Annotated in this window: 23 protein-coding genes; 14 read left to right on the top strand and 9 right to left on the bottom strand. The window is 35.0% G+C overall.

Annotated elements, in window-relative coordinates; genetic code table 11:
- The first annotated feature begins 102 nt into the window (after positions 1 to 102).
- From cysD to cysC, 5 genes are all read left to right on the top strand, one after another.
- Positions 103 to 1,011 (top strand): sulfate adenylyltransferase subunit CysD, encoded by a 909-nt coding sequence (gene cysD / locus GQR59_RS09485; RefSeq protein ID WP_160061933.1) that lies wholly within the window; start codon positions 103 to 105, stop codon positions 1,009 to 1,011.
- 46 nt (positions 1,012 to 1,057) lie between these two features.
- Complete coding sequence (gene cysN, locus GQR59_RS09480; RefSeq protein WP_160061931.1) at positions 1,058 to 2,467, top strand: sulfate adenylyltransferase subunit CysN; 1,410 nt, start codon at positions 1,058 to 1,060, stop codon at positions 2,465 to 2,467.
- Positions 2,468 to 2,534: 67 nt separating this feature from the next.
- Positions 2,535 to 2,789, top strand: coding sequence for a hypothetical protein (locus GQR59_RS18915; RefSeq protein WP_328600603.1), 255 nt, complete (start codon positions 2,535 to 2,537; stop codon positions 2,787 to 2,789).
- The gene (locus tag GQR59_RS09475; RefSeq protein ID WP_328600602.1) at positions 2,743 to 4,263 is read left to right on the top strand and encodes an SLC13 family permease; all 1,521 of its coding nucleotides are present in this window, start codon (positions 2,743 to 2,745) and stop codon (positions 4,261 to 4,263) included. The genes GQR59_RS18915 and GQR59_RS09475 overlap by 47 nt, the downstream gene beginning before the upstream one ends.
- A gap of 77 nt (positions 4,264 to 4,340) precedes the next feature.
- Positions 4,341 to 4,973 carry an adenylyl-sulfate kinase gene (gene cysC / locus GQR59_RS09470; RefSeq protein ID WP_160061929.1) on the top strand — a complete coding sequence of 211 codons (633 nt, stop codon included), beginning with the start codon at positions 4,341 to 4,343 and terminating at the stop codon, positions 4,971 to 4,973.
- A gap of 240 nt (positions 4,974 to 5,213) precedes the next feature.
- Here the strand turns inward: cysC and GQR59_RS09465 are convergent, their stop codons facing one another.
- The 4 genes from GQR59_RS09465 to GQR59_RS09450 form a co-directional block, all read right to left on the bottom strand.
- Complete coding sequence (locus GQR59_RS09465; protein ID WP_160061927.1) at positions 5,214 to 6,716, bottom strand: NAD-dependent succinate-semialdehyde dehydrogenase; 1,503 nt, start codon at positions 6,714 to 6,716, stop codon at positions 5,214 to 5,216.
- Positions 6,717 to 6,747: 31 nt separating this feature from the next.
- Entirely contained in the window at positions 6,748 to 7,275 is a 528-nt protein-coding gene (locus tag GQR59_RS09460) for a methyltransferase domain-containing protein (protein WP_160061925.1), read from the bottom strand.
- Between the two features lie 176 nt (positions 7,276 to 7,451).
- The gene (gene radA, locus GQR59_RS09455) at positions 7,452 to 8,864 is read right to left on the bottom strand and encodes a DNA repair protein RadA (RefSeq protein WP_160061923.1); all 1,413 of its coding nucleotides are present in this window, start codon (positions 8,862 to 8,864) and stop codon (positions 7,452 to 7,454) included.
- A gap of 114 nt (positions 8,865 to 8,978) precedes the next feature.
- The gene (locus GQR59_RS09450) at positions 8,979 to 9,641 is read right to left on the bottom strand and encodes a regulatory protein RecX (RefSeq protein WP_160061921.1); all 663 of its coding nucleotides are present in this window, start codon (positions 9,639 to 9,641) and stop codon (positions 8,979 to 8,981) included.
- 279 nt (positions 9,642 to 9,920) lie between these two features.
- Here GQR59_RS09450 and GQR59_RS09445 point away from each other — a divergent pair, with 279 nt between their 5' ends.
- Entirely contained in the window at positions 9,921 to 10,580 is a 660-nt protein-coding gene (locus tag GQR59_RS09445) for a 7-cyano-7-deazaguanine/7-aminomethyl-7-deazaguanine transporter (RefSeq protein ID WP_160061919.1), read from the top strand.
- 456 nt (positions 10,581 to 11,036) lie between these two features.
- Here the strand turns inward: GQR59_RS09445 and GQR59_RS09440 are convergent, their stop codons facing one another.
- Positions 11,037 to 11,774 carry a hypothetical protein gene (locus tag GQR59_RS09440; protein WP_160061917.1) on the bottom strand — a complete coding sequence of 246 codons (738 nt, stop codon included), beginning with the start codon at positions 11,772 to 11,774 and terminating at the stop codon, positions 11,037 to 11,039.
- Positions 11,775 to 11,805: 31 nt separating this feature from the next.
- Positions 11,806 to 12,084, bottom strand: a complete 279-nt coding sequence (locus GQR59_RS09435; RefSeq protein WP_160061915.1) for a DUF2960 domain-containing protein — start codon at positions 12,082 to 12,084, stop codon at positions 11,806 to 11,808.
- Between the two features lie 358 nt (positions 12,085 to 12,442).
- Here GQR59_RS09435 and GQR59_RS09430 point away from each other — a divergent pair, with 358 nt between their 5' ends.
- Positions 12,443 to 14,167 (top strand): AMP-binding protein, encoded by a 1,725-nt coding sequence (locus GQR59_RS09430; protein ID WP_160061913.1) that lies wholly within the window; start codon positions 12,443 to 12,445, stop codon positions 14,165 to 14,167.
- Between the two features lie 525 nt (positions 14,168 to 14,692).
- Here the strand turns inward: GQR59_RS09430 and GQR59_RS09425 are convergent.
- Complete coding sequence (locus GQR59_RS09425) at positions 14,693 to 16,783, bottom strand: TonB-dependent receptor family protein (protein WP_160061911.1); 2,091 nt, start codon at positions 16,781 to 16,783, stop codon at positions 14,693 to 14,695.
- A gap of 819 nt (positions 16,784 to 17,602) precedes the next feature.
- Positions 17,603 to 18,493 carry a Fe(3+) dicitrate ABC transporter substrate-binding protein gene (locus tag GQR59_RS09420; RefSeq protein ID WP_160061909.1) on the bottom strand — a complete coding sequence of 297 codons (891 nt, stop codon included), beginning with the start codon at positions 18,491 to 18,493 and terminating at the stop codon, positions 17,603 to 17,605.
- 257 nt (positions 18,494 to 18,750) lie between these two features.
- Here GQR59_RS09420 and GQR59_RS09415 point away from each other — a divergent pair, with 257 nt between their 5' ends.
- From GQR59_RS09415 to GQR59_RS09405, 4 genes are all read left to right on the top strand, one after another.
- Positions 18,751 to 19,908 carry an MFS transporter gene (locus tag GQR59_RS09415; protein WP_160061907.1) on the top strand — a complete coding sequence of 386 codons (1,158 nt, stop codon included), beginning with the start codon at positions 18,751 to 18,753 and terminating at the stop codon, positions 19,906 to 19,908.
- 183 nt (positions 19,909 to 20,091) lie between these two features.
- Complete coding sequence (locus GQR59_RS18845) at positions 20,092 to 20,226, top strand: hypothetical protein (RefSeq protein WP_268892983.1); 135 nt, start codon at positions 20,092 to 20,094, stop codon at positions 20,224 to 20,226.
- Positions 20,227 to 20,384: 158 nt separating this feature from the next.
- Complete coding sequence (gene ppiC, locus GQR59_RS09410; RefSeq protein WP_025564430.1) at positions 20,385 to 20,663, top strand: peptidylprolyl isomerase PpiC; 279 nt, start codon at positions 20,385 to 20,387, stop codon at positions 20,661 to 20,663.
- A gap of 359 nt (positions 20,664 to 21,022) precedes the next feature.
- Entirely contained in the window at positions 21,023 to 21,910 is an 888-nt protein-coding gene (locus GQR59_RS09405; RefSeq protein WP_160061905.1) for a J domain-containing protein, read from the top strand.
- A 287-nt stretch (positions 21,911 to 22,197) separates the two neighbouring features.
- Here the strand turns inward: GQR59_RS09405 and GQR59_RS09400 are convergent, their stop codons facing one another.
- Positions 22,198 to 24,048 carry a sigma 54-interacting transcriptional regulator gene (locus GQR59_RS09400; RefSeq protein ID WP_160061903.1) on the bottom strand — a complete coding sequence of 617 codons (1,851 nt, stop codon included), beginning with the start codon at positions 24,046 to 24,048 and terminating at the stop codon, positions 22,198 to 22,200.
- 375 nt (positions 24,049 to 24,423) lie between these two features.
- Between GQR59_RS09400 and cynS the strand changes: the two genes are divergently transcribed.
- The 3 genes from cynS to GQR59_RS09385 all read left to right on the top strand — a co-directional run bounded on the left by cynS (position 24,424) and on the right by GQR59_RS09385 (position 26,906).
- The gene (gene cynS / locus GQR59_RS09395; protein WP_160061901.1) at positions 24,424 to 24,864 is read left to right on the top strand and encodes a cyanase; all 441 of its coding nucleotides are present in this window, start codon (positions 24,424 to 24,426) and stop codon (positions 24,862 to 24,864) included.
- A gap of 134 nt (positions 24,865 to 24,998) precedes the next feature.
- Positions 24,999 to 25,820: a formate/nitrite transporter family protein gene (locus GQR59_RS09390; protein WP_025564422.1), complete on the top strand. Its 822-nt coding sequence runs from the start codon at positions 24,999 to 25,001 to the stop codon at positions 25,818 to 25,820.
- A gap of 252 nt (positions 25,821 to 26,072) precedes the next feature.
- Complete coding sequence (locus GQR59_RS09385; protein ID WP_160061899.1) at positions 26,073 to 26,906, top strand: helix-turn-helix domain-containing protein; 834 nt, start codon at positions 26,073 to 26,075, stop codon at positions 26,904 to 26,906.
- Positions 26,907 to 26,932 lie beyond the last annotated feature (26 nt).

Here is a 26,932-nt window from a genome sequence, read left to right as displayed (position 1 = left end):
ACTATTTTCTATATTCTATCTGAATTTGTTACTGATATTTTTCAGAGAACACTGCATAATAACTTTAAATTATATATATCCTGTGACTTTGTAAGGAAACACATGAACAATAAAAGACTAACTCACCTTAAGGCACTTGAGGCTGAATCAATTCAAATAATGCGTGAAGTAGCCGCTGAATTTGATAACCCAGTAATGCTGTATTCAATTGGTAAAGATTCGTCTGTGTTATTGCATCTTGCACGTAAAGCCTTTTACCCAGGTAAAATTCCTTTCCCATTACTTCACGTTGATACTGACTGGAAATTCAAAGAAATGATTGAGTTCCGTGATAATTTAGCGAAGAAGTATGATTTTAATTTGTTAGTACATAAAAACCCTGAAGGTATTGCAATGGGCATGGGGCCATTTACACATGGTTCAGCTAAGCATACTGATGTAATGAAAACACAAGGCTTGAAACAAGCACTAGACCATTATGGTTTTGATGCTGCATTCGGTGGCGCACGTCGTGACGAAGAGAAATCTCGTGCTAAAGAACGTGTTTATTCATTCCGTGATAAAAAGCATCGTTGGGATCCTAAAAATCAACGCCCTGAATTATGGAACATCTATAACTCAAAAGTTGACCGTGGTGAAAGTATTCGTGTGTTCCCACTATCTAACTGGACTGAGCTTGATATCTGGCAGTACATTTACCAAGAAGATATCGAAATGGTGCCACTATATTTCTCTGCACCACGTCCAGTTGTTGAACGTGATGGTTCATTAATCATGGTTGATGATGAACGTATGCCACTTGAAGAAGGTGAAGTTCCACAGATGAAAAATGTACGTTTCCGTACATTAGGCTGTTACCCATTAACAGGTGCGATTGAGTCTGAAGCTAAGACACTACCTGAAATCATTCAAGAGATGCTGTTAACAACAACATCTGAGCGTCAAGGCCGTGTAATCGATAACGATTCTGCTGGTTCGATGGAAAAGAAAAAAATGGAAGGTTACTTTTAGGCCAACGCTTAAATAACCCAGTCCTATAAAGAGTTAAGGAAAAAAAATGACTAACGATACAAATCTAATCGCATCGGATATAGAAGAATATTTACGCGTTCACGAAAACAAAGACATGATGCGTTTCATCACTTGTGGCAGCGTAGATGACGGTAAATCAACTTTAATCGGACGCTTATTATTTGATAGCAAAATGATCTTTGAAGATCACATGGCTGCTATTGAAAAAGATTCTAAAAAATTCAACACAACTGATGAGTCTTTTGACTTAGCATTATTAGTTGATGGTTTACAGTCAGAGCGTGAGCAGGGCATTACGATTGATGTTGCTTACCGTTATTTTGCAACAGAGCAACGTAAATTCATCATTGCTGATACACCTGGACATGAACAGTACACACGTAACATGGCAACGGGTGCTTCAACATGTGATTTAGCAATTATCCTGATTGATGCGCGTCATGGTGTACAAGTTCAAACTCGTCGTCACTCTTACATTTGTTCTTTGTTGGGTATTAAGCATGTTGTTATTGCTATCAACAAAATGGATGCTGTCGGTTACGATCAAGAAGTTTATAAGAAAATTAAAGCAGATTACCGTGAATTTGCTAAACAATTAAACATCGCTGATGTTCGTTTTGTTCCAATTTCAGCGCTTAAAGGTGATAACGTAGTAAACCAAAGTGAAAACATGCCTTGGTATCCTGGTTCGCCATTATTACGTTTACTAAATACAGTTGAAATCAGCAGCAATGCTATTGATCAATTCCGTTTAGGTGTTCAATACGTAAACCGTCCAAACTTAGATTTCCGTGGTTTTGCAGGTACTGTTGCATCAGGTGAAATTCGTGTTGGAGATACTATTGAAGCGTTACCTTCTGGTAAGCAAAGTAAAGTGAAAGAGATTGTTACTTTTGACGGTAACTTAGAAGTTGCATATCAAGGCATGGCAATCACTCTAACACTTGAAGATGAAATTGATATCAGCCGTGGCGATATGATTGTTCGTCCGCATGAAAAGCCACAATCAACTAAAAACTTTGAAGCTGATGTTGTTTGGATGGATGAAACGCCACTAAACGTTGATCGTGAATACATCATCAAAGTTGGTAGTAATACAACGGTAGGTGCTGCTACTTCTGTGAACTATCAAACAGATGTTAATACAATTCAACAGAAACCTGCGACTCAATTAGCTTTAAATGAAATTGGTAGTTGTAACTTTGAAGTCGCAAAAGAAGTTCAGTTTGATGCATATTCAGATAATAGAGCAACAGGTGCGTTCATCATTATTGACCGTTTAACTAATGGTACTGTTGGTGCGGGCATGATTAAACGTCCACTTGAAGCAACTTCTGGCCCTAAATCAGCTTATAGCGAATTTGAAGTTGAATTTAATGCATTAGTTCGCAAACATTTCCCGCATTGGGAAGCAAAAAACATCCTAAAAGGATAATTGCTAAATAGTATTCGGTTGCTAGTGTTAGGCTAGCAACTGAGTACTCTTAACTGATGGCCTATTCATGACTCTTCATTCCTATTTTGTTCTCGCTGTTTTCATCTTCACTATCATCGGTTTAATCAAATTCCAACAACGTCCAAGTTTAGTCTTTGGCGTGGCATTAATGACTTTATTCTCAACACAAATGGTCACAACAGACCAAGTTATTAAAAGCCTTTCTAATCAAGGTCTATTAACGTTAATTCTGTTAATGCTGTGTTCTATTGCCCTTGAAAAAAACCCGTTTATTGCGTTTAGTTGCCATGAAGGTGATTAAACCAAGTTATAATTCAACATGGTTACGATTATTCGGCTTTACTGTTTTTTCATCTGCTTTTTTGAACAATACTGCGGTTGTATCAACTATGTTAGCGCCAATTCGTAACAATCCTAATCACTCTGCAAGTAAGTTATTAATTCCATTATCTTATGCCGCTATTTTAGGTGGTACATTAACCTTAGTTGGGACATCAACTAATCTGATTGTTAACAGTCTTGTACTTGACGCTAATTTACCTTCATTAGGCTTTTTTGACTTTACCTTAGTTGGTTTATGTTTAGTCGGTGCGTGTGGGCTTACATTATATGTATGTCGCTCTTTGCTGCCTGATATTGATATGAAGCTAACTGATGCACCTTCTTATTTTATAGAAGCTAAGGTGAATCCTGATTCTAGTTTAGTGGGCAAAAGTATCGACCAAAACGGTTTACGTCATTTACAGTCTTTATTTTTAGTAGAGATTATGCGTGGTGATTTACAGCTTACGGCGATCACGCCAAATGAAGTGATTCAGGCGAACGATAAACTCATCTTCAGTGGTGACATTTCTAAAGTTAACCAGTTACGTTTATTTGATGGTTTGTCTATTTTTGCTGAAAATAGTGGCTTACCATTAGGTAATTTAAGAGAAGTGGTTGTACGACCTGAAAGTGTATTAAACGGTAATACGTTAAAATCAGTTGGTTTTCGTTCTTTGTTTGATGCCGCTGTTGTTGCTATTAAACGAGATGGTGAAAAAGTGTCAGGGAAAATCGGCAAACTAAAAATAAAACCTGGTGATTTTTTAGTGTTAGCGGTTGGTGAAGATTTTAAATCTCGTCGTAACATACGTAAAAACTTTATATTGTTATCGGATGTCGAACTAGATTCGCGCTTATCAGGTAAAAAAGAACTTTTAGCTATTTTGGGTTTTGTTGCTGCTATCGCTTTAGCTGCGATAGGTATCATCCCTTTATTCAAAGCCGTATTACTATTACTTGGTGTATTACTTTTAAGTGGTTGTCTAACTAGTAGTGAGTTAGTAAGGCGTTTTCCTACTGACATTTGGGTAATTATATCGGCAGCTATTGTTTTATCTTATGCATTACAAAATAGTGGTGTTATAGACAGCTTTACACAAGTTATGAGCAATCATTCAGGCTCATTCAGTCCATTGCTTGCGTTAATTGCAGTGTATGCTGTGACCTTATTGTTGACCGAATTAGTCACTAATAACGCCGCCGCGGCATTGATATTCCCGATTGCTTATGGTCTCGCTACGAGTATTGATGCGAATCCGACTGCCTTTATTATGGCGGTGGCTTTTGGTGCGAGTGCTAGCTTTATCAGTCCTTATGGTTACCAAACGAATCTAATGGTGTTCAATGCTGGGCAGTATAAATTAAACGATTTTATTAAAATTGGTATACCTGTCAGCTTGGTTTATAGCGTGACATGTATTATTGCTATTGTTTTTGTATTTGGTCTATAAGTAGCAAACGTTTATTAATTAAATAAGAAGTAAGTCTTTATTGTGTTTACTAACTTCTGTTATTAGAGAGAAATATTATGAATAACCCGTATATAGAAAAAGATGTTGATGGTGAAAAATCATCTGATGTTGTATGGCATCAAGCGAGCGTTTCACATCAAGACCATTGCCAATTAAACGGCCATAAAGCGGCAGTTTTATGGTTTACAGGCTTGAGTGGTTCAGGTAAATCTACAGTCGCTAATGCGGTTGATTTAATGTTATTTCAGCACCAAGCTAAAACGTATGTGTTAGATGGTGATAATGTACGTCATGGCTTAAATGGTGATTTAGGCTTTTCTGATACTGACCGCATTGAAAATATTCGTCGAGTAGGTGAAGTGTCAAAGCTTTTTGCTGATGCCGGTTTATTAGTCTCTACTGCCTTTATATCACCTTTTATTGCTGATCGTGAAATGGTACGTTCACAGTTACCAGAAGGGCAGTTTATTGAGGTGTTTATTGATACGCCTTTAGCAGTGTGCGAGTCGCGTGATCCAAAAGGTTTATACAAAAAAGCACGTGCTGGCGAAATAAAGAATTTCACTGGTATTGATAGTGCTTATGAAAAGCCAGTTAATCCAGAAATACATGTTGAAACAGATCAAAAGTCTATTCAAGCTTGTGCTCAACAGGTTATTGATTACTTAAAAGAAAATAAGTATTTATAAGGCTTTAATAAGTACTTAATGAAATACTATTATGGTTAATTTATTCTGAGATGTTAGGCATGATGTTTGACAGATAGTTAAATTTTTACAATTATTGTGCATGTAGTATATAAAATTAAAGCCCTCTGAGTCACTTATAGCGAGTCACTCAGAGGGCTTTATTATTTTTAGTCTCTTATTAAGCGTATATTTAATGCTTACAGGCTTAAATGTTAAATTAGATTAATGACTCTTTGATAATTAACTTTTTTGCTCAATTCCGCCTAAGCATAAATATTTAATTTCTAGGTAGTCATCTAATCCGTATTTTGATCCTTCTCTGCCGCTACCTGATTCCTTAATGCCACCAAAAGGTGCTGCAGCATTAGATAATGCTGTTTCATTAATGCCGACCATTCCATACTGTAATGCGTCTGATACCCTCCAGACTTGATTCATATTTTGAGAATAAAAATAAGAAGCTAATCCTGCATCGGTTGCATTTGCTTGCTCAACAACTTCTGTCTCATCTTCAAAAGTCATAATTGAAATGACGGGACCAAATATTTCTGTTTGTGCAATGTCCATTTCATTATTCACATTAGTTAATACCGTAGCAGGGTAGAAACCGTCAGCTTTTAACGAGTCATGTGCTTCGTCTTTATTAGATAGTGTTAATTCTGATTGATATGCTATTTCAGCACCTTGTTCTATTGCTGAGCTGACTAATGAACTGACTTTATCAACGGCTTGTTGCGTAATAAGAGGGCCAATATCAGTTGTCGAATCAAGGCCATTACCTGATTTTATGAGTTTAGTTGCTTCGATAACTTTTTTTGTAAATTCACTTGCGATACTGTTGTGAACAAATACACGATTGATAGCAACACATATTTGTCCTGCATTTTTAAACTTATTAGATATCAAACCATTAACAGCAGCATCAATTTCAGCACTTTCAAATACGATCAATGGGGCATTACCACCTAATTCCATTGACACTTTCTTAACGCCTTCAGCGCATTGTGCGAGTAATGTTTTCCCCACGCCCGTTGAGCCAGTGAAACTGAATTTATTCACTTTAGGGTGCATGGTTAATACTTTACCCACTTCAGCTGATTCGGTGCTAACCACCACATTAAAAATGCCATCGGGTAAACCTGCGACTTTAGCTAAATGGGCTAATGCTAGAGCAGAAAGCGGTGTGTCAGCTGCTGGTTTAATCACAAAGGTACAACCTGCCGCTAAAGCGACAGAAACTTTACGTAAAAGCATCGCACTTGGAAAGTTCCAAGGTGTTATTGACGTCACTACTCCAACGGCTTGTTTATTGACTAATATTTTTTGTTGGCTCGAAAGGGCAGGAATGATATCGCCGTAACTACGTTTACCTTCTTCACTAAACCAGTGTAAGTAGCTCACACCATAACGAATTTCAGACAGTGCTTCAGCAACCGGTTTACCTTGTTCTAATGTTAACAAGCGTGCTAAATCTTGCTCATGTTCTGTAATTAGTTTAGCCCAAGCAGTAAGGTGATCTGCTCGTTCATAGGCTGTTAGTTTAGTCCAACTTGGAAAGGTTGCGGCAGCAGCTTCAACGGCTGTTTCGGCATCATTTTTTTGCGCATTATGAATTGAGTTTAAGCATACCTGTGTGGCAGGATTGATTACTTTGAATTGCTCAGAGGGTTTGTCGGTTGTTAACCAATAACCATTAATGAATGAGCCAGATTTGATCAGTTCTTTATTTTTAATATCATGCATTTAGTTATATCCTACTTAAGTTGTAGTCTATTTAAAATTGGCGCTTTTGGCAGACTATTTGTGCAATAGCGCGATTTGGGTTGTGCTTAATGCCTTCAAAATAAAACAATACATCCCAATCCTTGAAAAGTGTTTTAAGTTCGTCCTTTTTTAATAAAAATTGTTCGCGATGAGGTCTACCAAATACGCGGTTTGCTTCGGTGAATGTTTCATAAATAACAATGCCACCAGGCTGAATCGCTTGTTGAAGTGCGTTGAATAATGGTCGGTGTAAATATCTGAATACAATAATACCCTGTAACTGCATTTTACTGAGTATCATAGCATCGACTTGAGATTCAGACTCAAAGTCTGCACACCAAGTATCCTGTTGAAGAACATTGTCACTGGTAACTAAGCTATCTAATGTTTGCTGTTTAATATCAGCGAATAACACATCAATACCCTGTTCTTTTAAATACAAACCATTTTGACCTTTACCACAAGCCAAGTCTAATACTTGTCCGTGCTTTGGTTTAAAAAGGTGTCCATAGTCTTGTAATAATTGCGCACTTAACATGTTGGTAGCCTCACGACACTTTCAGACATATTTAACATGGTAACGCATGAGACTTTGTTATTAAACCCTTGTAAGAAAATGAGTTTATATTACAGTCTCACACTCAGTTTGATCCATATACGCTAGCATTTTATAGGGGCTCAGCTTAAAAATTAGTGAAAGATAATCGCTATTGGTTATTGTAAGGCTTCGATTAAGTCTCGTACGTTTTTAAGCGGAATGATTTTTTGGTCGCCTTTCACAAACTGTTGCATTGAAGCGTGATAGGCTACAGAAGGAATAAAGATCTGCTTTTTTCCATGGCTTAACGCTTCACGTACACGCGGCACAATTTGTGGTATTTGACGTAATTCTCCTGTTAACGCTAACTCACCGATAAACACTGCATCACTCGGTAAAGGCTTCGAGTTAATTGAGCTGAGCAAGGCAGCTGTTACGGCCATATCGGTTGATGTTTCAGAGTCTGCCATTTTTAAACCGCCTACTAAACTGATATTAATATCGTAATAAGTAGGAATTCCACCGTGTTTTTTTAATACCGCGGTGATTAACGACAAACGGCTGTATGAAACACCGATACAGTTTCTAATTGATTTCTCGCCTTCAACTTCTGTCGCTAAGGCTTGTATTTCAATTAAGAGGTTTCTGGCACCATCTTTAATCACTGAGATAGCAGAGCCTTCAAAGTGCTCTTCACTACCCGATAAAAATAAGCGACTTGGATTATCAACAGAGCGCATGCCTTTTTCGGTCATTTGAAAAATACCCACTTGCTCAGTATCACCAAAACGATTTTTATCGGCACGTAAAATTCGTACAGAAGCATCATTCACTTCAATATGAATCGCCGTATCAATAATATGTTTGAGTGTTTGTGGTCCCGCCATCTGAGAGTTTTTATTTACCTGCCCGACTAAAATTAAAGTAATACCGTGTTGCTTACATAAACGGTTTAATATTTTTGCACAGGTCTTAACTTGAGTGACACCGCCTGCAGAGCCATCCACTGAATTTGATTCAAAGGCTTGGATTGAATCAGCAATTAGAAATTTCACTTTATTTTCAATACATTGATTAACAATATCTTCAATACTGTCAGTATCAGACAGTAAAAAATTATCTTCATTAAAATGTAGGTTTAACCTTTCAATGCCACGTTTAGCCCACTGACTTAAACTTTCTTCTGCGGTGACATATAAAGTGGACATGGTTTGTGACATGACAGAAGCCACTTTAGTGAGTAGGGTAGTTTTACCAGAGCCCGGATCGCCACTAATCAATACTACTGAGCCCAATGTAATGCCATCACCTAATACGCGGTCTAATTCACTTAAACCAGTTGAGACACGTTGTGCATTTTCTACTTGTACCGATGAGATTCGTTGCACGCCATTAGTGGTTACACCGGCATAACCACCGACTTGATTACGATTAATGGCGGCATTAACTGATTTAGTGGTACTCGATGCTTCTCGAAATTCAGTAATGGTATTCCAAGCTTTACATTCGCCGCATTGACCTTGCCATTTAGTATAATCAGCACCACAGTCACTGCATACGTAGGAAATTTTTGTTTTTGCTTTTGCCATGAATTTTTCCGTATTATCAAATCAGACTATATGCCTTATAGTCTCAATAGTCTTAAATGTTTTTTAACATTGTTCTTAGTATGCTGTTGTTTTCAGTTGTTTATTTTTATCTTTTTACTCATCCAACGCTAAATGTTGATTAAATAACTTTATCGCTTGATTGGACTTTGAATAGTCATAACCATGAGAAGTAAGGTGCCTTAGTGCTTTGGTTTTTTGTTTTTGGTCTGCAATCGTTACTTTGAATTTCTTAGAAAGTAACAAACAAGCTTCATCGAGGTCATTAAACGTGGGTGTTGGAAAACCTTCATTATGTGATTCAATGGCTAATGCAATAATATCGAAACTATGGCCTTTAGCCTGTAAGAATCCCATTGCTTTCTGTTTTAGATGTTGAGTGACAATCGCTTCTCGATATTTATTACTTAATAATTGCTGAGCAGCATCAATGTAATTGAACTCATTGTCATCAAATATTTGTTTAATTAACTGTTCGCCAATGCCTTTTAATTTTAAATCTTGTTTTATACGGGTCGCGCCATAACCTTTATTTTGCGAGCCACGAATAAAGGACTCAGTAAAACGTTGGTCATCAAGATAATTGTAATCTAAGCATTCATTGATAACAGTTTCTATCCATTCTTGGTTATCGGTTTTACGTTGAAGCTTTTTTAATAGTTCTGCTTGGCTATGGTCCCGACGTGATAAATGCCAAAAAGCACTTCGACGAACCCCATCAATATCCTTTGCAATCTTAATTGGCTTATTCGCAAACATAATTGACTCGCTTAAGTGTGTTTATATACAGTATAACGTTATATTAAATATTATTACAGGTATCTTGTGTTCATTGAGCAGGGAAGGAACAATTAAAAGGGTTGTATTGTGTCATTATCACCCTATAATATGCGCCCCCAGATTGATATAACAATATAGTTAATTAGGTTAGCTAACCTAAGCTATCACTAAACAGCTGGGGCACATAATAAGCGGGTTCCCTCACCCCGTTGTTACATTAAAAAGTGGCAGTAAAAGCCACAATAAAAAGGTCAAAATATGTTATCACTTTCAAACACGCAAATTCGCCGTGCGCTTACGCTATTGGTTGGATTTCACATCATTATCGTTTGTGCTAGTAATTATCTAGTACAACTGCCATTTACTTTATTTGGATGGCATACCACATGGGGAGCTTTTAGTTTCCCTTTCGTCTACCTTGCGACAGATTTAACCGTTAGAATTTTTGGACAAAAAAATGCGCGTCGTATTATCTTTAAAGCGATGTTACCTGCGTTAGTTGTTTCTTATGTCATCGGTGTACTATTTCATCAAGGAATATTTCAAGGGATGGACTCACTCGCAAACTACAATAGTTTTGTATTGCGTATTGCCGCAGCAAGCTTTGCTGCGTACTTATTTGGTCAATTACTGGATATTAAAGTATTTGCAAATTTACGCCTTACTAAATCTTGGTGGATTGCACCGACAGCATCAACTTTATTGGGTAACTTACTGGATACCTTAATCTTTTTCTCTTTGGCTTTTTACGCTTCAACAGATGAGTTCATGGCAGCGAATTGGCCTGAAATTGCGATGGTAGATTATGGTTTTAAATTGTTAGTGAGTCTGTGTTTATTCTTACCTGCATATGGCGTGTTATTAAAAGTGTTAGAGAAACGTATTATCAAACTGCCAGACCCAGTCTCGTTAGCTTAGAAGCAATACTTTAGAAGTAATGGTTTATCAAAAACACTTTATAAACTATAAAATACTATAAAATTAATCAACCAATAAAAAGTTCAAAGGGAGAGCTTCTTATTGGTTTTTTTAGTGTTAATCCTTTCTTTAATAAATCTTTCTTAAATATTACTTACCCACTTATATCGACTATTACTCATTCGTTATACCTATTGTTAGTGGTTAGCTTTAACCTTACCTTTTAAAAAATAGGATTAATAGTTGTACTTATTAACGGACAATTGCAACTCATCAAATCATAAAGAAGCAATCACTAATGCAGGCACAATAAGTGATGTGAATGAGTGGCTAATACCGTTAAACGTCAACATTTTATGGGAAGTGTATTAGTAACGGGAAGCTAATACCGATCATATTAAATAAGTTATTTTAACAAGTAAAATAGAGCAGTTAATTAATGTAATTGGTATAAGTTTACTTTGAATAAACCTGCTGTAATGAAGACCATTCAATATCTTCCCAACTATCTGGGTTAGGCCATTGCTCAGGGGGAGCTGTTAAATCAAGGTATTCAATCTTAGTGACAGAATCTCCTTCAAATACATTATCAACAACAATCTTTGAGTTTGGTGCAGTACAAATGGTTAAAATAGTTTTTATTGTTAATAATAATGTAGGGTCAACTTGGTCATTCTGACTTTCATAATCATAAATAACTCTAATGCTTTTTTGTTTAGAAACAGGGTGCTTTAATAATAAAAAATATAATAAGCCACCGTGTTTTGATTCTTTAAAACATTTAACTGATTTTACTTTATAGCGTTCAGTTTGTATTTTTTGTGCCGCCAAATCAGCCTTAATATAAGTATAACCACTTTCAGAGGTTGATAACCATCTTCTCGTTGAGTTCAAAGCAAATAATCCAGCAACAATAATAGCGATCGGAAATATAACGGTTGAATAATCACTACTAACACCAATATCAATAGAAGCAAAGGTAGCTAATATTAAGCTACTGATAAACCAAAGAATACAAAAACCAAACAAAGAAAAGACCCAAAATACAGCGGTATTGAGTGCTGCTTTAAGGTAACGTTTTTTAGGTGCTGGTAACGTGCCTAACACTTGAGCTAAATAGAGGTGCTCTATTTCGTTCATCTCACGTAAGTGTTCAGTGTTTGTATTGTTACTCTGGTTATTAGTCTCGTTCATATAGCGCTATCCACCATGATATTGAGTGAATTTATTTTTCTTTCTTCTCTTTATTTTCTTTGTCTTTAGTTTCGTCTCTTACAAATTTTATGTCTGAAAAGCCCATGCGTTCAAATTCATTTGCACGGTAGTTTTTCATGATACCTTGGCCACGTGAACTCATTTCAAGTTGCTTCTCCATCGCCCAAAATGATTTTAAATCAACACCTTCTGCAGCGGCTACCGCTTCAAAAATATCAAAATGTTGGCTGAATGAAAATGCGATGGTTTTTTTAGTGCCTTGATAAAAATAAGTTACTTGGCGTGCCATAAAAATTGTCTCTATAAATAAAAAAAAGGATTTTAACACAGCTTTAAGTGTTGCTATAACATCCTTTTAAATTTAGTGAATGATATGTCTATAATGAAGGAATAAATAGTGAAAATGATTATTTAATATGCAGCTTGAAAGTATTCTATTTATCTTAAAGTGACTGTTTTAGGCATTTTGGATAATTTAATCCCTGAAAATGTTATAAGACTCTGATAATCAGCATTGCATTGCGCATTTTAGTCGTTTTACATTAGCTTATTGATATAATGTTCATAAACTACTCAATCAATTATTGAATCCTGATATTAGTAATTATTCACGAATCAATCGTTTACTCAAATATAAAGGCTTTAATATGTCGCTTAATCTTTCCCACAACAACTTAATGTCTTTAGCTGATCATACATTTAAAAAGTACGCGTCAAATGCGTTTGTATGTAATGTAGGTGAAGATGGTTTAACTTATCAAGAAGCACAACAAAAAGTTATTCAACTGCAAGCAATGTTTAAAGATTTAGGATTAAAGCAAGGTGATAAAATTGCGATATGCAGTGAGAATATGCCACATTGGGGAATCGTTTATTTAGCGATAACTGCAATGGGCGCGATCGCCGTACCTATTTTACCGGACTTCCACACTAATGAAATTCATCACATTATTAAACATTCTGAAGTAAAAGCTATTTTTGTTTCCCATAAGTTAAGCGCTAAATTAAACGAAGATGATTTTAGTTCAAGTTTATCTTATGTTTTCTCATTAGAAACTTTTGATTTGATTGAAGATAAAACACCTAAGCATTCAGAGTTTTTTGTTAAAGGTGTGCAAACGATTGCGCAAATGAAAGACAAAGCAATAAAGTTTGCAAAACAAAAGAAACTACTAAAAATGAGTGAGATAGATAATACGCTAACAATCAATCCAAACGATCTTGCGGTGATTATTTATACGTCAGGGACAACAGGACAATCGAAAGGGGTTATGTTAAGCCATTACAACTTAATGTCTCAACTTTACCAAGCTAACACGCTAACAGACATACACGAAAAAGATCGTTTCCTGTCTATATTGCCTTTAGCGCATACTTTTGAATGTTCGGTTGGTTTCTTAGTCCCTTTTTCAAATGGTGGTTCTATCCATTATATTAATCGTGTACCTTCACCAAAAATCATCTTAGCAGCAATGCAAACCGTTAAACCAACGTGTATGTTAAGCGTGCCACTGGTTATTGAGAAAATTTACAAAAACAAAATATTAGTTGAATTTAATAAAAATAAACTGACTAAGTATTTATATAACAATGTCGGTTTTGTGCGTAAAAAACTGAATAAAATAGCAGGTCAAAAGTTAATGCAAAGCTTTGGTGGTGAAATGAAATTCTTTGGCATTGGCGGTGCTAAATTATCCAGTTACGTAGAACAATTCTTATTAGAAGCTAACTTTCCTTATGCGATTGGTTACGGGTTGACTGAAACCGCGCCTATTATTGCAGGTGCTGTACCCGGAAATACTCGTTTAGGTACGACGGGTATATTTGTACCAGATATCGAATACCGCTTTCTTAAACAAAATGAAGAAGATAAAGAAGGTGAGTTACACGTTCGTGGCCCTAATGTCATGTTGGGTTATTACAAAGAAGAAGAACGTACCAAAGAAGTGTTAGATGAAGATGGTTGGTTTAATACTGGCGATTTAGGCTACGCAGATGAAATGGGTATTTTAACGATTAGTGGTCGTACTAAGAATGTCATTATCAGTTCAAGTGGTGAAAATATTTATCCAGAATCCATTGAAAATGTTATTAATCGCCACTCGTTAGTGATTGACTCAATGGTCTATGAGTTAGATAAAAAACTCGTTGCTAAAATTTACATCGATTATGACTTGTTTGATGAACAACATAACCTTAAAACTGAAACTGATTCAGACTTACACAAAGAGATCCTTGTGCTGTTAGAAGATATTAAAAATGAATCAAATGGACTTTTATCTTCATTTTCTAAGTTGAACTCAGTGGTTGAACAAACAGAACCTTTTATCAAGACACCAACGAAGAAAATTAAACGTTATATGCATATGTAATACCAATCACAATAAATAGCTTATCTATTTTACTTGTTAAAAAAGCCCACTTCCTCGTTATAAATTTCGTAAAGGGAACAGCCATTTACATCAATTTACGCCTTGAATTGAACTGTTTTTCCAGCGCAAAATTTAGATAACATATTTAATGTAATCGGTATAACCTTATAAAATAAAGGTAAGTAGGTAGCTTAAAATCAAATTTACTTAATGTAACTTAACTAATACCAAAAGAATTAATAAGGTGATCATTCTTGCTGGTTAAAATCCCCCCTAACTGCGTTGTGAGTTTTGAAGTGAGAACAACTATCTCCTACAACTCACGCCTTATTAGTGTTAATTTTTCCTGCGCAACCTCTGATCACTTATTTAATTCCATTGGTATAAGTTAAACAGAAGTTATTGATCGAGTAATCTGATTTTTAGCTTATCAATAAAAAATGGAATCAATAAATTTACTTATTGATTCCATTTTTGGGTTTTAAATAAAATTTACAGTTAAATAATAAATCTGATTAACCAGACTTAGAATTTATAACCAAGATTTAAAGATACAGAGCGTCCTGGTGCTGGTATCCGTCCAATGGCAGAAACATCCAATCCTCTAAAGTAATAGTCGTTATCGAATGCATTATTTAAAGCGACGCTCGCTGTTAAGCTTTGTGTCCCTTTCTTATATAATTCAGTTGCCGCTGTTAAATTAACGACAGTATAAGCTGGTAATTCACCGACTTCACCCGTTTCATCTTCCTCAACAGTATTTGCTGAGTCAGAAAATGCTTTACTATAATAGTAAGCACTTAAACCTAAATCAATATCGTTATAGTTGTAAAATGCACTTGCAGAGAGTTGATGTTTTGAAGCATCTTGAAGTTCATTACCTTTGTTATCCCCTTCAAGTTGTTCTGTATCAAGATAATTGTATGAAGCTCGTAAGGTTAATTCTGGTAAATTTTCTGGTGAAAACTGTCCTTCAATTTCAACCCCTTGACTACGAGTTTTACCAATGTTTTCAAATTGTGTACCTGTACTGTTCGACTCTATTTTATCTTTGTTATCAATTCGATATAAGGTTACATTGATACTACTATTATGCGTTGGTGTAAAACGAGTCCCTACTTCATAGTTCCATGAAATTTCAGGGTCTATTGAGTCAATTTGTGTTGTGCTTGTTAAATGGGATACTTGTGGTGTACGTAATGACTTTTGCACATTTGCAAAAGCAAACCATTGCTCAGATAAGGTATAGCCTAGTGTTAAACTAGGTAACACTTCTTTAATGTGCTGTTTTTGTTGTGCGCCGGAGACAACTTCATTATAAGACAAATTAACATCTTCGTATCTTACGCCTGGGGTTACTACAAAACGGTCATCAAAAAATCCAATTTTATTACTTACGTAATAAGCCATTGCATTAGTGGTTACTTTTCTATTACGTATTAGTCTTGGTTCAGTCACACCATCATAAAAAAATCTATTAAGACTTTGATCAATATCTTCATGTACATAACGAGTCCCAACTATCCAATCTTGTGTTATCTCCCCATCAATAAAGGCTGTTGCTCTAGGTTCAATTCCAAAAATCTCAAACTCTCGTGGGGCTGTATGGAATAGTGTTGGAGGGGTTAATGTATTGGCGTCATTTTCAAATGAAAATTCTCGGTCACTTTTATTAGCAAAAGTGATCAGATCAAATTCAGCATAATCAGCAATACCAATATCACCTAATATTTGGTTGTAAGTTGTTGATAAACGTATAGTGTTAGCATCAAATGCATCATTAGTACGTAATGATTGAATTCTATCTTCTTTATAGGCTGCTGGATTTAAGGCTCCAGGTAATTCTGTATCTGCCTCATAATATTGAAGAGTTGTTGCTAATGATTTGTCATCACTAATTTTCCAATTTGTTTGTAACATCCAATTCTGCACATCTGTATCAGAGTGATCTCTAAATGATTCTCCGCTTAAAATATTGCCACTAAAACGAATATCAAAATATTCATTAACTGAGCCACCCGTGCTAAAAGAAGTATCATAAAGTACTTTTTTGTTACCGAAAAAAGTTATCTTTTCATTTAAACTTGTTGTCCATACTTCTGGGATAGGTTTAGAAATAAGATTAATAACACCACTTACATTATTAGGCCCGTATTGCACTGCTGAACCACCACGTACAACATCAATACGATCAATCATTTCTAAAGTTGCAGGAAATAAAGATTGCCCATTATGACTGTACGGAGCGAGACTTAGAGGAATGCCGTCTAATAAGAATTGAGCATGGCCACTGCGGCTTGATGTTACACCACGTATAGATACATTAGGTAGAACACCTGTACCTGTTTCATCTAAGATCTTTACTCCTGGTATTTGTTGAAGTGCTGTGTCAATAGATCGAGCACCTGTTTTTTCCAACTCTTTTGATGTTAAAATACTACGACTACCTGTAAATAATTTAATATCTTCAACTTCTGAATTACCTAAAACACTCGCCGTAACAACAATTGGCTCAATTTGATCTGCTTCATCTGCTTGTACATAGCTTGATATAAGTCCTGTAGTAATAGCAATTGAGAGCGTTGTCATTTTGAAATGAGCTATTTTACCTTTCATTCTTTATTTCCTTATAGTGAGTTATTTAGGCTGTTTTTAAACACTTTAAATAATAGTTTTTAGGTCTTGTCTATTGGGGTAATCGCGCCGTCTTCAGCATGTTTTTGAGTCGTTTGAGCATTAAAATTAACAACAAATAAATTTATGTGGTTGCATTTAAATTATGATTAATTTTACTCGTTATACATCAATAATTAATGGAAAACGGCATAAGTTAAAACCTTTGTTTATCTATTAATATGTTCATGAATTTGAGGATAGATTTACGAACAACCAGTGTTTTAGTGATAAATAATATCTGCATTAACTAAAAGCTAATGATAATCAATTTCATTTATTTCGCAAGGTTTATTAACTATTGTTTTGTAAATAGATGAAGGTGGGTTTATTGATGATCGGCTCATTCATAATAATTGCCTTTAAACCAAAAACATTTTTTAAAGTTGACTGTGAAATGGTTTAAGCTATTGATATCATTTTAATAATTTACTTTCCTCTTTTTTAATAATTTAATACCATCAGCAGTAATAGGAGGTTGGGGGAAAATATGTAGGCTTTTACTTTTTTTATTAATTAATTTGATCAAATGTTAATTATTCAAAGCTACTTTCTTGGTGTGCTTGTTAATACAGAGCGAGATGGCTTTTAATAAAGCAGATTTATCTCAGCCATTAGGGACAATTAGATAGATATCTCGTTTCAGGAGTAGCAGCTTTACATTGTCTAAAAATTATTGGCTTGCAATGAAAGTTAAGATTTTTCATTGCTGAAATCATAATGTAGTTACACCGTGCTTAAATCGACCTAAATACCTAAGTATTATTTGTTATTGAGCTCAGTAATTTCTTTTGCAATTGCTTCAGCAGCTAAAACACCACTGCTTAATGACCATATATTGGGAGATGTTGTAATTAACTGGCCTGATTTTGCGACAGCTAATAACTTCCAAAGTGGATTTTTTTTCCATTTATCGATAACGGTTGTTTCAGTATATTTCCCTACAAATAACCAATCTGGGTTTGTTTTCAAAAATTGCTCAAAGCTTGTTTGTAAGTAAGCTTTTTTGGAATTGTTTATTAACGAACTGCTTAATCCTAATGCTTTAATAACACTGCCTGCATAAGCATATTGACTATGCATCCACATTCCTTTGTCGCTGATAATGGCAAACTGATATGTTTCTTCTGTATTAAGTTGATCTTTAAAATCAGACATTAGTTGGTAGTGTTGTTTCAATCGTAAATTTACGACTTCAGTTTTATCAATGGCAGCTGCAATTTTTTGTACTTCTATTAAATTCTCACGGTAAGTTATACCTCTACTTTTAAGCATCAATGTTGGTGCTATAAGTGATAAACCACTATATATAGAGCTATGGCGACCACTATCGGCAATGATTAAATCAGGTTTAAGAGCTGAAATTGCTTCTAAACTAGGTTGGTAACGAGATCCAACTGATTTCCAATCACTAATGAGGTTTCGAACACTTTTAATGATCCGTGTTTTATCGCCATCATCGGCGATACCAACTGGAGAAACGCCTGCAATAGCAAGTGCATCGACGAACGAGAAAGCCAATACAACAATACGCTTAGGAGTTTTCTCAAGTGTTAGTGTGCCTGATTGGTGTTTAATAGTGACGGCGTTAACTTGAAAACTAAAAAAAATGAGTAGCAGGGCTAATAATATTGAAGGTAAGCGAAAGAACATCTTTAAATCCATTTAACAATAAGATGAAAATGATAACTGTTATCGGGTATGATGTCATTAGATTTTATGGGGTATGCAGGTTGTTTGTATTTATTAATCTACGAATTTTCACATTATTTAAATACAATATTCGTTAGATCTTTCTCTTTCGACCTAGCACCTGTTGACTTCGCCGCTTTCTGGATTTTGCACTTTGAATGGTAACGGGTATATATCAATAACCAAAAGATCACCTTATTTTTAATTTAGAGTACGCCATGCGCATTGTTTATATTGTTTTATTTTGTCATTTTTTAACCGCTTTTACTGCATTAGGTATGCCTTTATTTATGCCGAGAATGTTGGACAGTTTGGTTGAAGGTGAATCGCAATACTTGATAGGTGTTATGTTTATTGTTCCACCTTTGTGTGCTGCTTTAACTGCTCCTTGGTGGGGGCGTTTTGCAGATAAATATGGTAAGAAAAAGTCGTTATTAAGGGCGCAAGGTGGACTAACAATTGGTTTTTTATTATCAGGGTTTGCAGATAATTTATGGCTATTTTGTTTTGGTTTAATAGTACAAGGCATTAGCGGCGGAACACTTGCTGCCTCAAATGCTTACCTTAGTAGCCAATATAAAGGCTTAGCATTAGCTAAAAGTCTTAATTTAACTCAATTTTCAGCTCGTTTAGCATTAGTGACTGGTCCTATCTTATTAGGGTTATTTACACAAATAGCTGAACCGTTAAATATTTATCGTTATTTATCCTTACTGCCTTTGAGTGCATTGTTAGTGAGCCTGTTTTTGCAAAGAGACGATTTAAAAAGTAGAACAATTGTTCACTTAAACAATCAGAAAAACCAAAAAAATACTGTTACTCAATTACTTTTTTTACAGTTTCTATTTTGTTTTTCAATGGTGGTCACTTTTCCCTATTTCTTACCTTATGTACAAACATTAGGAAAAATTAGTGATAGCATAATTGGGTTTTATTATAGTTTGCCTCATCTTGTGTATTTATTATTTGTCTTTTTTATCGGGAAATTAACTTTATCGGCACAAAAGCAAAGTTTATTCGGCTTTTCTCTATTAGGGATAGCTTGTATGGGACAATTTAGTTTACAGAATATGGATAGTCTTATCTATTACCGTCTGTTATTTGGATTAGGTATGTTGCTTTGTTATAGCGGTTTACATTTATTACTCACCCAACAATTACAACAACATCAAGCAGGATTATTTTTCGGACGGTTTGATGCGTGGGGGAAATGGGCTGGCGTTTTAGCTGGATTAATGGCAAGTTTTATTGCTCATTATTTCTCTCTGCATTGGCCTTTTTTAATGTCTAGCTTCGCTTGTTTAATCGCTATTGTCATTTTAGTTACTGACACTAAACAATCGTTTACTCAGAATTATTCGATTATTGATACATAAAAGTACTAAAGAATCTTTAAAATTAAAATTCTGGAATCGATCACACATTACTACTTCTATTTACTCCTAATGCTTTAATCCGACATTATCCTGATTCAAATCAAAGTTGTGAGTGCTCTTTAAATACATTGTAGTTACTAGGTAAACTTTATTAGTCACAGCAATGTCATTAAGGAGCTAAGAATGGAATTTTTCTCTATGTTAATAAATGATCCAGTAGTCGCAGCAGGTGTCGCTGTTATTGTAAGTACAACTGGTATCATAGGTTATATCGCATATTACTTTATCAAAAATGTTATTAACTCTAAGCCACGTTAATTAGACTCTTTATAAATTTATTTTTAGTGAACATTTTCCATATTATTTAAGTACTGTTGATAGATCATAGCTAATGATAATTATCACTGAATAATAGTTATTAGGGAAAATGCAGGTATAATTGTGCCTAGTAATATTTCCGAAAAGAGATTTAAATCATGGCAAAAACTGCATCAGCACTTCACATTCTAGTAAAGCATCAAGATAAAGCAGAAGATATAATTGCTCAGTTAAAGAAGGGCGCTAAATTTCAAACGTTAGCAAAAAAGTATTCTACTTGCCCGTCAGGCAAAAAAGGGGGTGATTTAGGCGAATTCAAAAAAGGTCAAATGGTACCTGCTTTTGATAAAGTCTGTTTTACTGCTGAATTAATCACCCCACACCTCGTAAAAACAAAGCATGGTTGGCATGTAGTCAAAGTGTTATATAGAACTTAAGTTGTTATTTATTTTATGTGATTCCCTTTAAAACTTACTTTCTACGATTCTTTGCGATTTCTAAAATTTGCACATTTTTTTCAATGCTTTTTATTGCACTTCTTTATCTTAGATATTTCATTATTTTTCTAATCATAAAGAAGTAATTATATTATAAAATGATGTTTTTCATTTATTTTTTAAGATATCTATTTGTTTTATGGTTATTTTTTTGATTTTAGCGTTTCTGAGTGTCACAATCAGTTCAGTAAAAATGGATCTCAATTAAGATGTGAAATGATGGTTTAATAATGACAAAAATAATAAACGTCATATTGAATCATTAATCCCAATACCTAGCTAATAAGTGCCTCATTAAAATGAATAACCATGATATTTTAGGGACAAATGACTCTTGGTCAAATAAAGCGATCAGAAAACAATTCAAATTGTTATCGCTTAAAATCCATCCAGATAAATCTGGCTCGAGTGAATTATTTAAAATTGTTCATATTGCTTATAAAAAAGTAATGAACGGTGGAGGTAACGAGCATTTTGTTTATTTGCCTTCTAAAGAAGTTGCCGTCGATGAAACGACACTAGATCCGGAATCATTAAAGATTCAAGTTCTTCAGTTGATCGAAGAAATTAGAATTAAAACAGATTGTTTGGATGAAGCTAATGCACAAATTCGTAAACTGACTGCTGACTCAGATGTCTCTAAAATTGCAGGACAGTTGAAGTTAGCATTAAGTGCTTTATTTATTATGATTGTTGGAGGCTCATTATTACTGATGTCAAATTGGAATAATGTCGATCAGTCAATTACTCCGTCGACACGCTTTTTTCTTAGTACTATGCCTAAGACGTTACCTGAAATACCTAAACTGTTACTTAAATCTAAAACGCGTGATTGGAGTAGTGTTCCTGGATATTCAAAAGAAGGAGATTTTGGCGATTTCATTCTTATCACAGAGTTAGGTATTCCGACGTTAATGTTTAAAATTGATCAAACATTATATAACAGTGAGCAAAAAGCAAAATTAAGAAATGAAAAACACGGTTCTTGTGAAGCAGCATTAGGTATTAATGATTATCAAAAAGTAGGGCTAATAAATCCATTTGCTCGAGCAACCATCGATTCTGATTTTGTGTTCTCTATTTGGTTATTCGATAGTGTTGACCTTGAGATATTTAAAGACTTCAAAACACTCACGTTAATTTGTGATGACTTGATTTACAGTGCAGAGTTAAAACTGAAAAAATAATGGTTAGTTACTAATTAACTTTTCAATTAATGACACTATTACCCACTTCATAGAACTTAGACGTTAAGATCTCTAGATAGGTAATAATGTAGAGTTATAATAGTTTTAGAGATATAGCGGTTTATACTCATAGTTAGTAGTTTGATAGAAAGTTAGATTAGGAGCAAAGGGAGTGGGTATATTGTTATATCCACCTTTGGTCTTTTTTATAATCAATAATATAAGTAGCCTTAATTCCTGACAAATAAATTGATACAGTATTGAGGTTAAGCAACTAATTTTTTACCTTAAACAAATACGAGTCGGTTGATAGCATATTTTTTTAATTTAGAGCTTAACGTTGTGGGCTTTAATCCCAGTAATGCTGCTGCACCATCTTCACCATAAATTTTTCCATTACAATCCCTTAAAGCTTGTTCTAAATTACTTTTCTCCAATTGTTTATGTTGTATTGCACTGATCACATTGGTATTAAGGTTTCGGCTAACAGTACGGCTTTCTATATTTGTTTCTCTGCCTAAAAAATCAAAACTCAATTTATTACTTTTAGACAGAATAACCTGGCGCTCTATAATGTTTTCAAGTTCACGAATGTTGCCCGGCCATGCATAATCTTGTAAATATTGCATTTGCGATAAAGGGACTTTAGGTATTGATTGATTGAGTTGTAAACAAATCTTATCGATGAAGTGTTTTACTAATAAAGGTAAATCATCCATTCGTTCTCGTAATGGCGGTGATTTAATAGGGAATACATTTAACCTAAAATACAGATCTTCTCTAAACTTGTTTTTTTCAACTAACTTTTTTAAATCTCTGTTGGTTGCTGCAATCACTCTCACATCAACATGGCGTGTTTTAGACTCACCGACACGTTCAAATTGTTGTTCCTGTAATACTCGTAATAATTTACCTTGTAGTTGTAGTGGTATTTCGCCTACTTCATCTAAAAAGATAGTGGCGCCATCGGCTAACTCAAAGCGGCCTACTCGATCTGTAATTGCCCCAGAGAAAGCGCCTTTAACGTGGCCAAAAAATTCACTTTCAAATAATTCTGATGGAATGGCTGCGCAGTTAACGCGAATGAGTGGCCTTACTTTACGTTGACTCGCTTCATGGATGGATCGTGCAATAAGCTCTTTACCTGTACCCGATTCTCCAATAATTAACACATTGGCATTAGTGGGGGCGACTAATTCGATTTGGTTCATCATATGTTTGATTTTAATACTTTTACCAATCATGTATTGATGATTAAAATCTGCATTTATCTCTTCAAGTAGATAAGCATTTTCCATCTCTAAGCGTTGTTTAAGGGCATCAACTTCTTTTAGTGCTGTTAATAGTTTATCTTGAGTTCGTTTACGCTCGGTGATATCTCGAAAGATAACGACCGCACCGATTAAAGAACCCTCTTCAGTGAGTGGGGTACTGGTATATTCCACTGGAATCGGTTTGTTTGTTTTCGACCAAAATACTTCGTTATCAACACTGTGTACGGCTCCGTCATTAAAAGCTTCATAAATAGGGCAGGTATGTACTTCATAGTGACTGCCATTAAGGTGTGAGTGATGAATAATGTCATGTATTTTCTTACCCATTAATTCGGGTTTAGTCCAACCCAGAATGTGTTCCGCAGCTGCATTCACAAAAGTGGTTTTACCTTGCGAATCAACACCGTATATACCATCACCGACGGCTGTCAGTAAAAGTTGATTTTGTCGTTCTATTTGCTCAAAAATAGTTTCATCTTTATTCCAATGAAAAAAACCAGATTGATAATTAGATTCAATAATTGCGTTAAAGTGTCGCTTAAAGGTTATATGACTGTCTTCACAACTCAATAAAATATGACTCTTTAATTGAGTGGCATTGATGCCTAAATGTATAGTTTTATGTGCTATATCGATAAACAAATCACTACTCCAAGCTGAACCTTGAGCTAACACTTGTTGTGTAAATAAATGTAACTTGTCTATGCAGCTTTGGAATAGCTGAGTGACTTTCTTTTGTTTTAAATCCCTTTCGTTTAATCCAAATATTTCTTCAGCTAATTGGTTAACTGCCAATACTTGGTTGTTGATCGGGTCAATCAGTAACATGGCCGTTGGAGCGTTTAAGAACAGTTGGTTCAACATATAAGTACAGCCTTATTTTATATCCAAAATTAATAGCTTATGACAAAGCAACTATTAAGCCAGTGTCAACGATATTTCGTCGTGTTAGCAACTGTAAATCGTTGTTCAACGTTTTTTCGTGGTTTTTTATTCCATTAAGTATTTTTAAATTAATTAAAAAACAATAAGTTAATGCTTTCTTGTCTATTGGCATACTTAATGCAATCTATAAAACAGACAACTACTAATTTAATAAAGAAGGTTGTTAGCAGTGGTAGAGCGAGACGTTAGATAATATTGGTTAATATTTTTGCACCATTATCGGGCGGTTTAATCTTAATTACCGTGCTATTTCACACATTATAAAACGGTAAATAAAAACAGTAAGGAAACAAAATGAAAAAAATTGATGTAACTGAAGCAATATTTGCAATTAAAAAAGACAGAGAGCTAACGTGGGAAGCTATTTCTGATGCGATAGGTATGTCTATTGTATGGACGACCTCTGCTTGCTTAGGTATGAACAGTTTTACTGAAGAAACTGCTGATAAATTGATTAAATACTTAGACTTACCGATAGATAGCAAAGCGACTTTGCTTGAGAACCCAACAAAGGAATGGGATAAGGCTGTACCGCAAGATCCATTAATTTACCGCCTTTATGAAGTTGTTGGTGTTTATGGCGATACGTTAAAAGAAGTTATTCAAGAAAAATTTGGTGATGGCATCATGAGTGCTATTGATTTTACAATGGATGTAGACAAACAAGAAGATCCTAAAGGAGATCGAGTGATTGTTACGCTTAATGGAAAGTTTTTGCCTTATAAAGCTTGGTAAAATTTTTAAATAGATTAAGAAATTGAAGATAGGTACGCAAGGATTGTTCCTCAACAAGTACGTTGAATATAAAGGTAAGTGATTTATTAATGTATTTTATATAAACACTTACCAAACTTAAAAGTGAGAAAATTATGTCATATTTAGAACCTACAGAATTTGTTACAAAAATGGTTGATACTGGAGAATCAAAAGTTTTCATGTCAACTAAGGATACGTTAATACGCGCATTTATGGCTGGCGCTATTTTGGGACTGGCAGCGGTATTTGCTATCACAGTTGCAACAAAAACCGGTAGTCCAATATTAGGAGCTTGTTTGTTCCCTGTTGGTTTTATTATGTTGTATCTAATGAAGTTTGACTTGCTAACAGGTGTATTTACTTTAGTACCGTTAGCGTTACTTGATAAACGTTCGGGTGTGACGCTTTCGGGTGTTATGCGAAATTGGGGATTAGTGTTTATTGGTAATTTCGCTGGGGCGATGACCACGGCATTTTTCATGTCATTCATCTTAACTTATGGTTACTCAGCAGATGGTGGTGTTATCGCTGCTAAAGTAAGTAGCATAGGTGAATCTCGTACATTAGGTTATCAAGAACACGGCATCAGTGGCTGGTTTACTATCTTTATACGTGGCATGTTATGTAACTGGATGGTGTCAATGGGCGTTGTTGGTGCACTAATTTCTACTTCAGCAGGTAGTAAAATGGCGGCAATGTGGATGCCAGTTATGTTGTTCTTTTACATGGGTTTTGAACATTCAATTGTTAATATGTTTTTATTCCCATTCTCAATGATCATGGGTGGTGATTTCACTGTTTACGATTATTTACTATGGAATGAAATTCCAACGGTATTGGGTAATTTAGCAGGTGGTTTATTATTAGTTGGTTTACCGTTGTACTACACGCACGTTAAAACATCTGCAACTCGTAAAGTGTTAAACCGTGTTTAATTTTTTTAATCACAGCTTATTTAATTTTCTTTACTAAATAGGTTACAAGATAAAATAAATAATATTCGGAAGGCTCCATGATTAACGTTATGGGGCCTTTTTTGATTTTAATAGAGCATAAATATAAAGCTGATTTTTATCTTTTAATATGAAGTACCTAGTATTAAGCCAATTAAAAGTATCGGTAGATTGTATAGGGCATGATACCTGTGTATATTAGCCTTACATTTTTGTTTTAGTGAACTTAATCTATTGACTGTCAAGCAGCATAAAAACGCAACAACCACTCCAGAAATAAGAGCTTTTATTCGCGCTTCTGAATTGCCGACGGCAGTATTAGCACGCCTTTTAAAAATATCTGAATCTACTGTGCGTAAATGGCGTCAACGTGAAACGCTTGAAGATGCTTCTCATATCCCAAAACATTCTAAAACAACACTTACCTTGCAACAACAATACGTTGTAGTGCAATTACGTACCCATTTGATGCTCTCACTCGACGAGTTATTAAAAGTGTGTCGTCAATTTATTAATGAAAATACTTCCCGTGCAGGCTTACAACGTTGTCTGAAACGACATGGTGTTTCTAAATTAGCCGATATTGATCCGGCTGGTGAATTGATTGAGCTTGAGCAACAGGTAAGCGTTGCGATTCAAGATAATACTTCCGACAAAGTAATGAATTCAGTGGTTAATCCACAAGCTATGTTAGAAGTCCTAAATCAATTGCGCCTCGAAGAACTGAACAAAGAACAAAGCAGTGAGCTTGCTAATCACGCTCGGACAGCGAAAACACGTAGCTTAACCTGTTCAGATGTCGTGCAAGTGAGCGTAACAACGTTGCCTGAATTGGATAAAAAGTCAGATATAAAGTCAGAAAAAAATATTAAGCAACATCGCCTATTAATCGCTAATGATCCTGACAGTCAGTGGGTTTATGTGGATTTATATCAAGACGATGAAGCGGATGCTGCAAGACGTTATATGAAACATGTTTTAAAGCACGCACCTTTCCATATTCGTCGTTTATTAGCGGCAAATTATAATGAATTTTTAAGCAGATTTCATTTGTTGAGTGAACAGTAAAATTCAGCAAATTAATAGTAATGCCA

Source organism: Psychromonas sp. L1A2 (genome assembly GCF_009828855.1).
Classification (GTDB): domain Bacteria; phylum Pseudomonadota; class Gammaproteobacteria; order Enterobacterales; family Psychromonadaceae; genus Psychromonas.
Note: the sequence above shows the minus strand (reverse complement) of the source record. Positions and strands in the feature narration are given on the sequence as shown.

Coding starts and splice junctions, on each gene's coding strand:
- ppiC (WP_025564430.1), top strand. CDS start 20,385: ATGGCAAAAACTGCATCAGCACTTCACATTCTAGTAAAGCATCAAGAT.
- GQR59_RS09400 (WP_160061903.1), bottom strand. CDS start 24,048: ATGTTGAACCAACTGTTCTTAAACGCTCCAACGGCCATGTTACTGATT.
- radA (WP_160061923.1), bottom strand. CDS start 8,864: ATGGCAAAAGCAAAAACAAAAATTTCCTACGTATGCAGTGACTGTGGT.
- GQR59_RS09450 (WP_160061921.1), bottom strand. CDS start 9,641: ATGTTTGCGAATAAGCCAATTAAGATTGCAAAGGATATTGATGGGGTT.
- GQR59_RS09465 (WP_160061927.1), bottom strand. CDS start 6,716: ATGCATGATATTAAAAATAAAGAACTGATCAAATCTGGCTCATTCATT.
- GQR59_RS09440 (WP_160061917.1), bottom strand. CDS start 11,774: ATGAACGAGACTAATAACCAGAGTAACAATACAAACACTGAACACTTA.
- cysC (WP_160061929.1), top strand. CDS start 4,341: ATGAATAACCCGTATATAGAAAAAGATGTTGATGGTGAAAAATCATCT.
- GQR59_RS09460 (WP_160061925.1), bottom strand. CDS start 7,275: ATGTTAAGTGCGCAATTATTACAAGACTATGGACACCTTTTTAAACCA.
- GQR59_RS18845 (WP_268892983.1), top strand. CDS start 20,092: ATGGAATTTTTCTCTATGTTAATAAATGATCCAGTAGTCGCAGCAGGT.
- cysD (WP_160061933.1), top strand. CDS start 103: ATGAACAATAAAAGACTAACTCACCTTAAGGCACTTGAGGCTGAATCA.
- cysN (WP_160061931.1), top strand. CDS start 1,058: ATGACTAACGATACAAATCTAATCGCATCGGATATAGAAGAATATTTA.
- GQR59_RS09405 (WP_160061905.1), top strand. CDS start 21,023: ATGAATAACCATGATATTTTAGGGACAAATGACTCTTGGTCAAATAAA.
- GQR59_RS09415 (WP_160061907.1), top strand. CDS start 18,751: ATGCGCATTGTTTATATTGTTTTATTTTGTCATTTTTTAACCGCTTTT.
- GQR59_RS09390 (WP_025564422.1), top strand. CDS start 24,999: ATGTCATATTTAGAACCTACAGAATTTGTTACAAAAATGGTTGATACT.
- GQR59_RS09445 (WP_160061919.1), top strand. CDS start 9,921: ATGTTATCACTTTCAAACACGCAAATTCGCCGTGCGCTTACGCTATTG.
- GQR59_RS09425 (WP_160061911.1), bottom strand. CDS start 16,783: ATGAAAGGTAAAATAGCTCATTTCAAAATGACAACGCTCTCAATTGCT.
- GQR59_RS09435 (WP_160061915.1), bottom strand. CDS start 12,084: ATGGCACGCCAAGTAACTTATTTTTATCAAGGCACTAAAAAAACCATC.
- GQR59_RS18915 (WP_328600603.1), top strand. CDS start 2,535: ATGACTCTTCATTCCTATTTTGTTCTCGCTGTTTTCATCTTCACTATC.
- cynS (WP_160061901.1), top strand. CDS start 24,424: ATGAAAAAAATTGATGTAACTGAAGCAATATTTGCAATTAAAAAAGAC.
- GQR59_RS09430 (WP_160061913.1), top strand. CDS start 12,443: ATGTCGCTTAATCTTTCCCACAACAACTTAATGTCTTTAGCTGATCAT.
- GQR59_RS09420 (WP_160061909.1), bottom strand. CDS start 18,493: ATGTTCTTTCGCTTACCTTCAATATTATTAGCCCTGCTACTCATTTTT.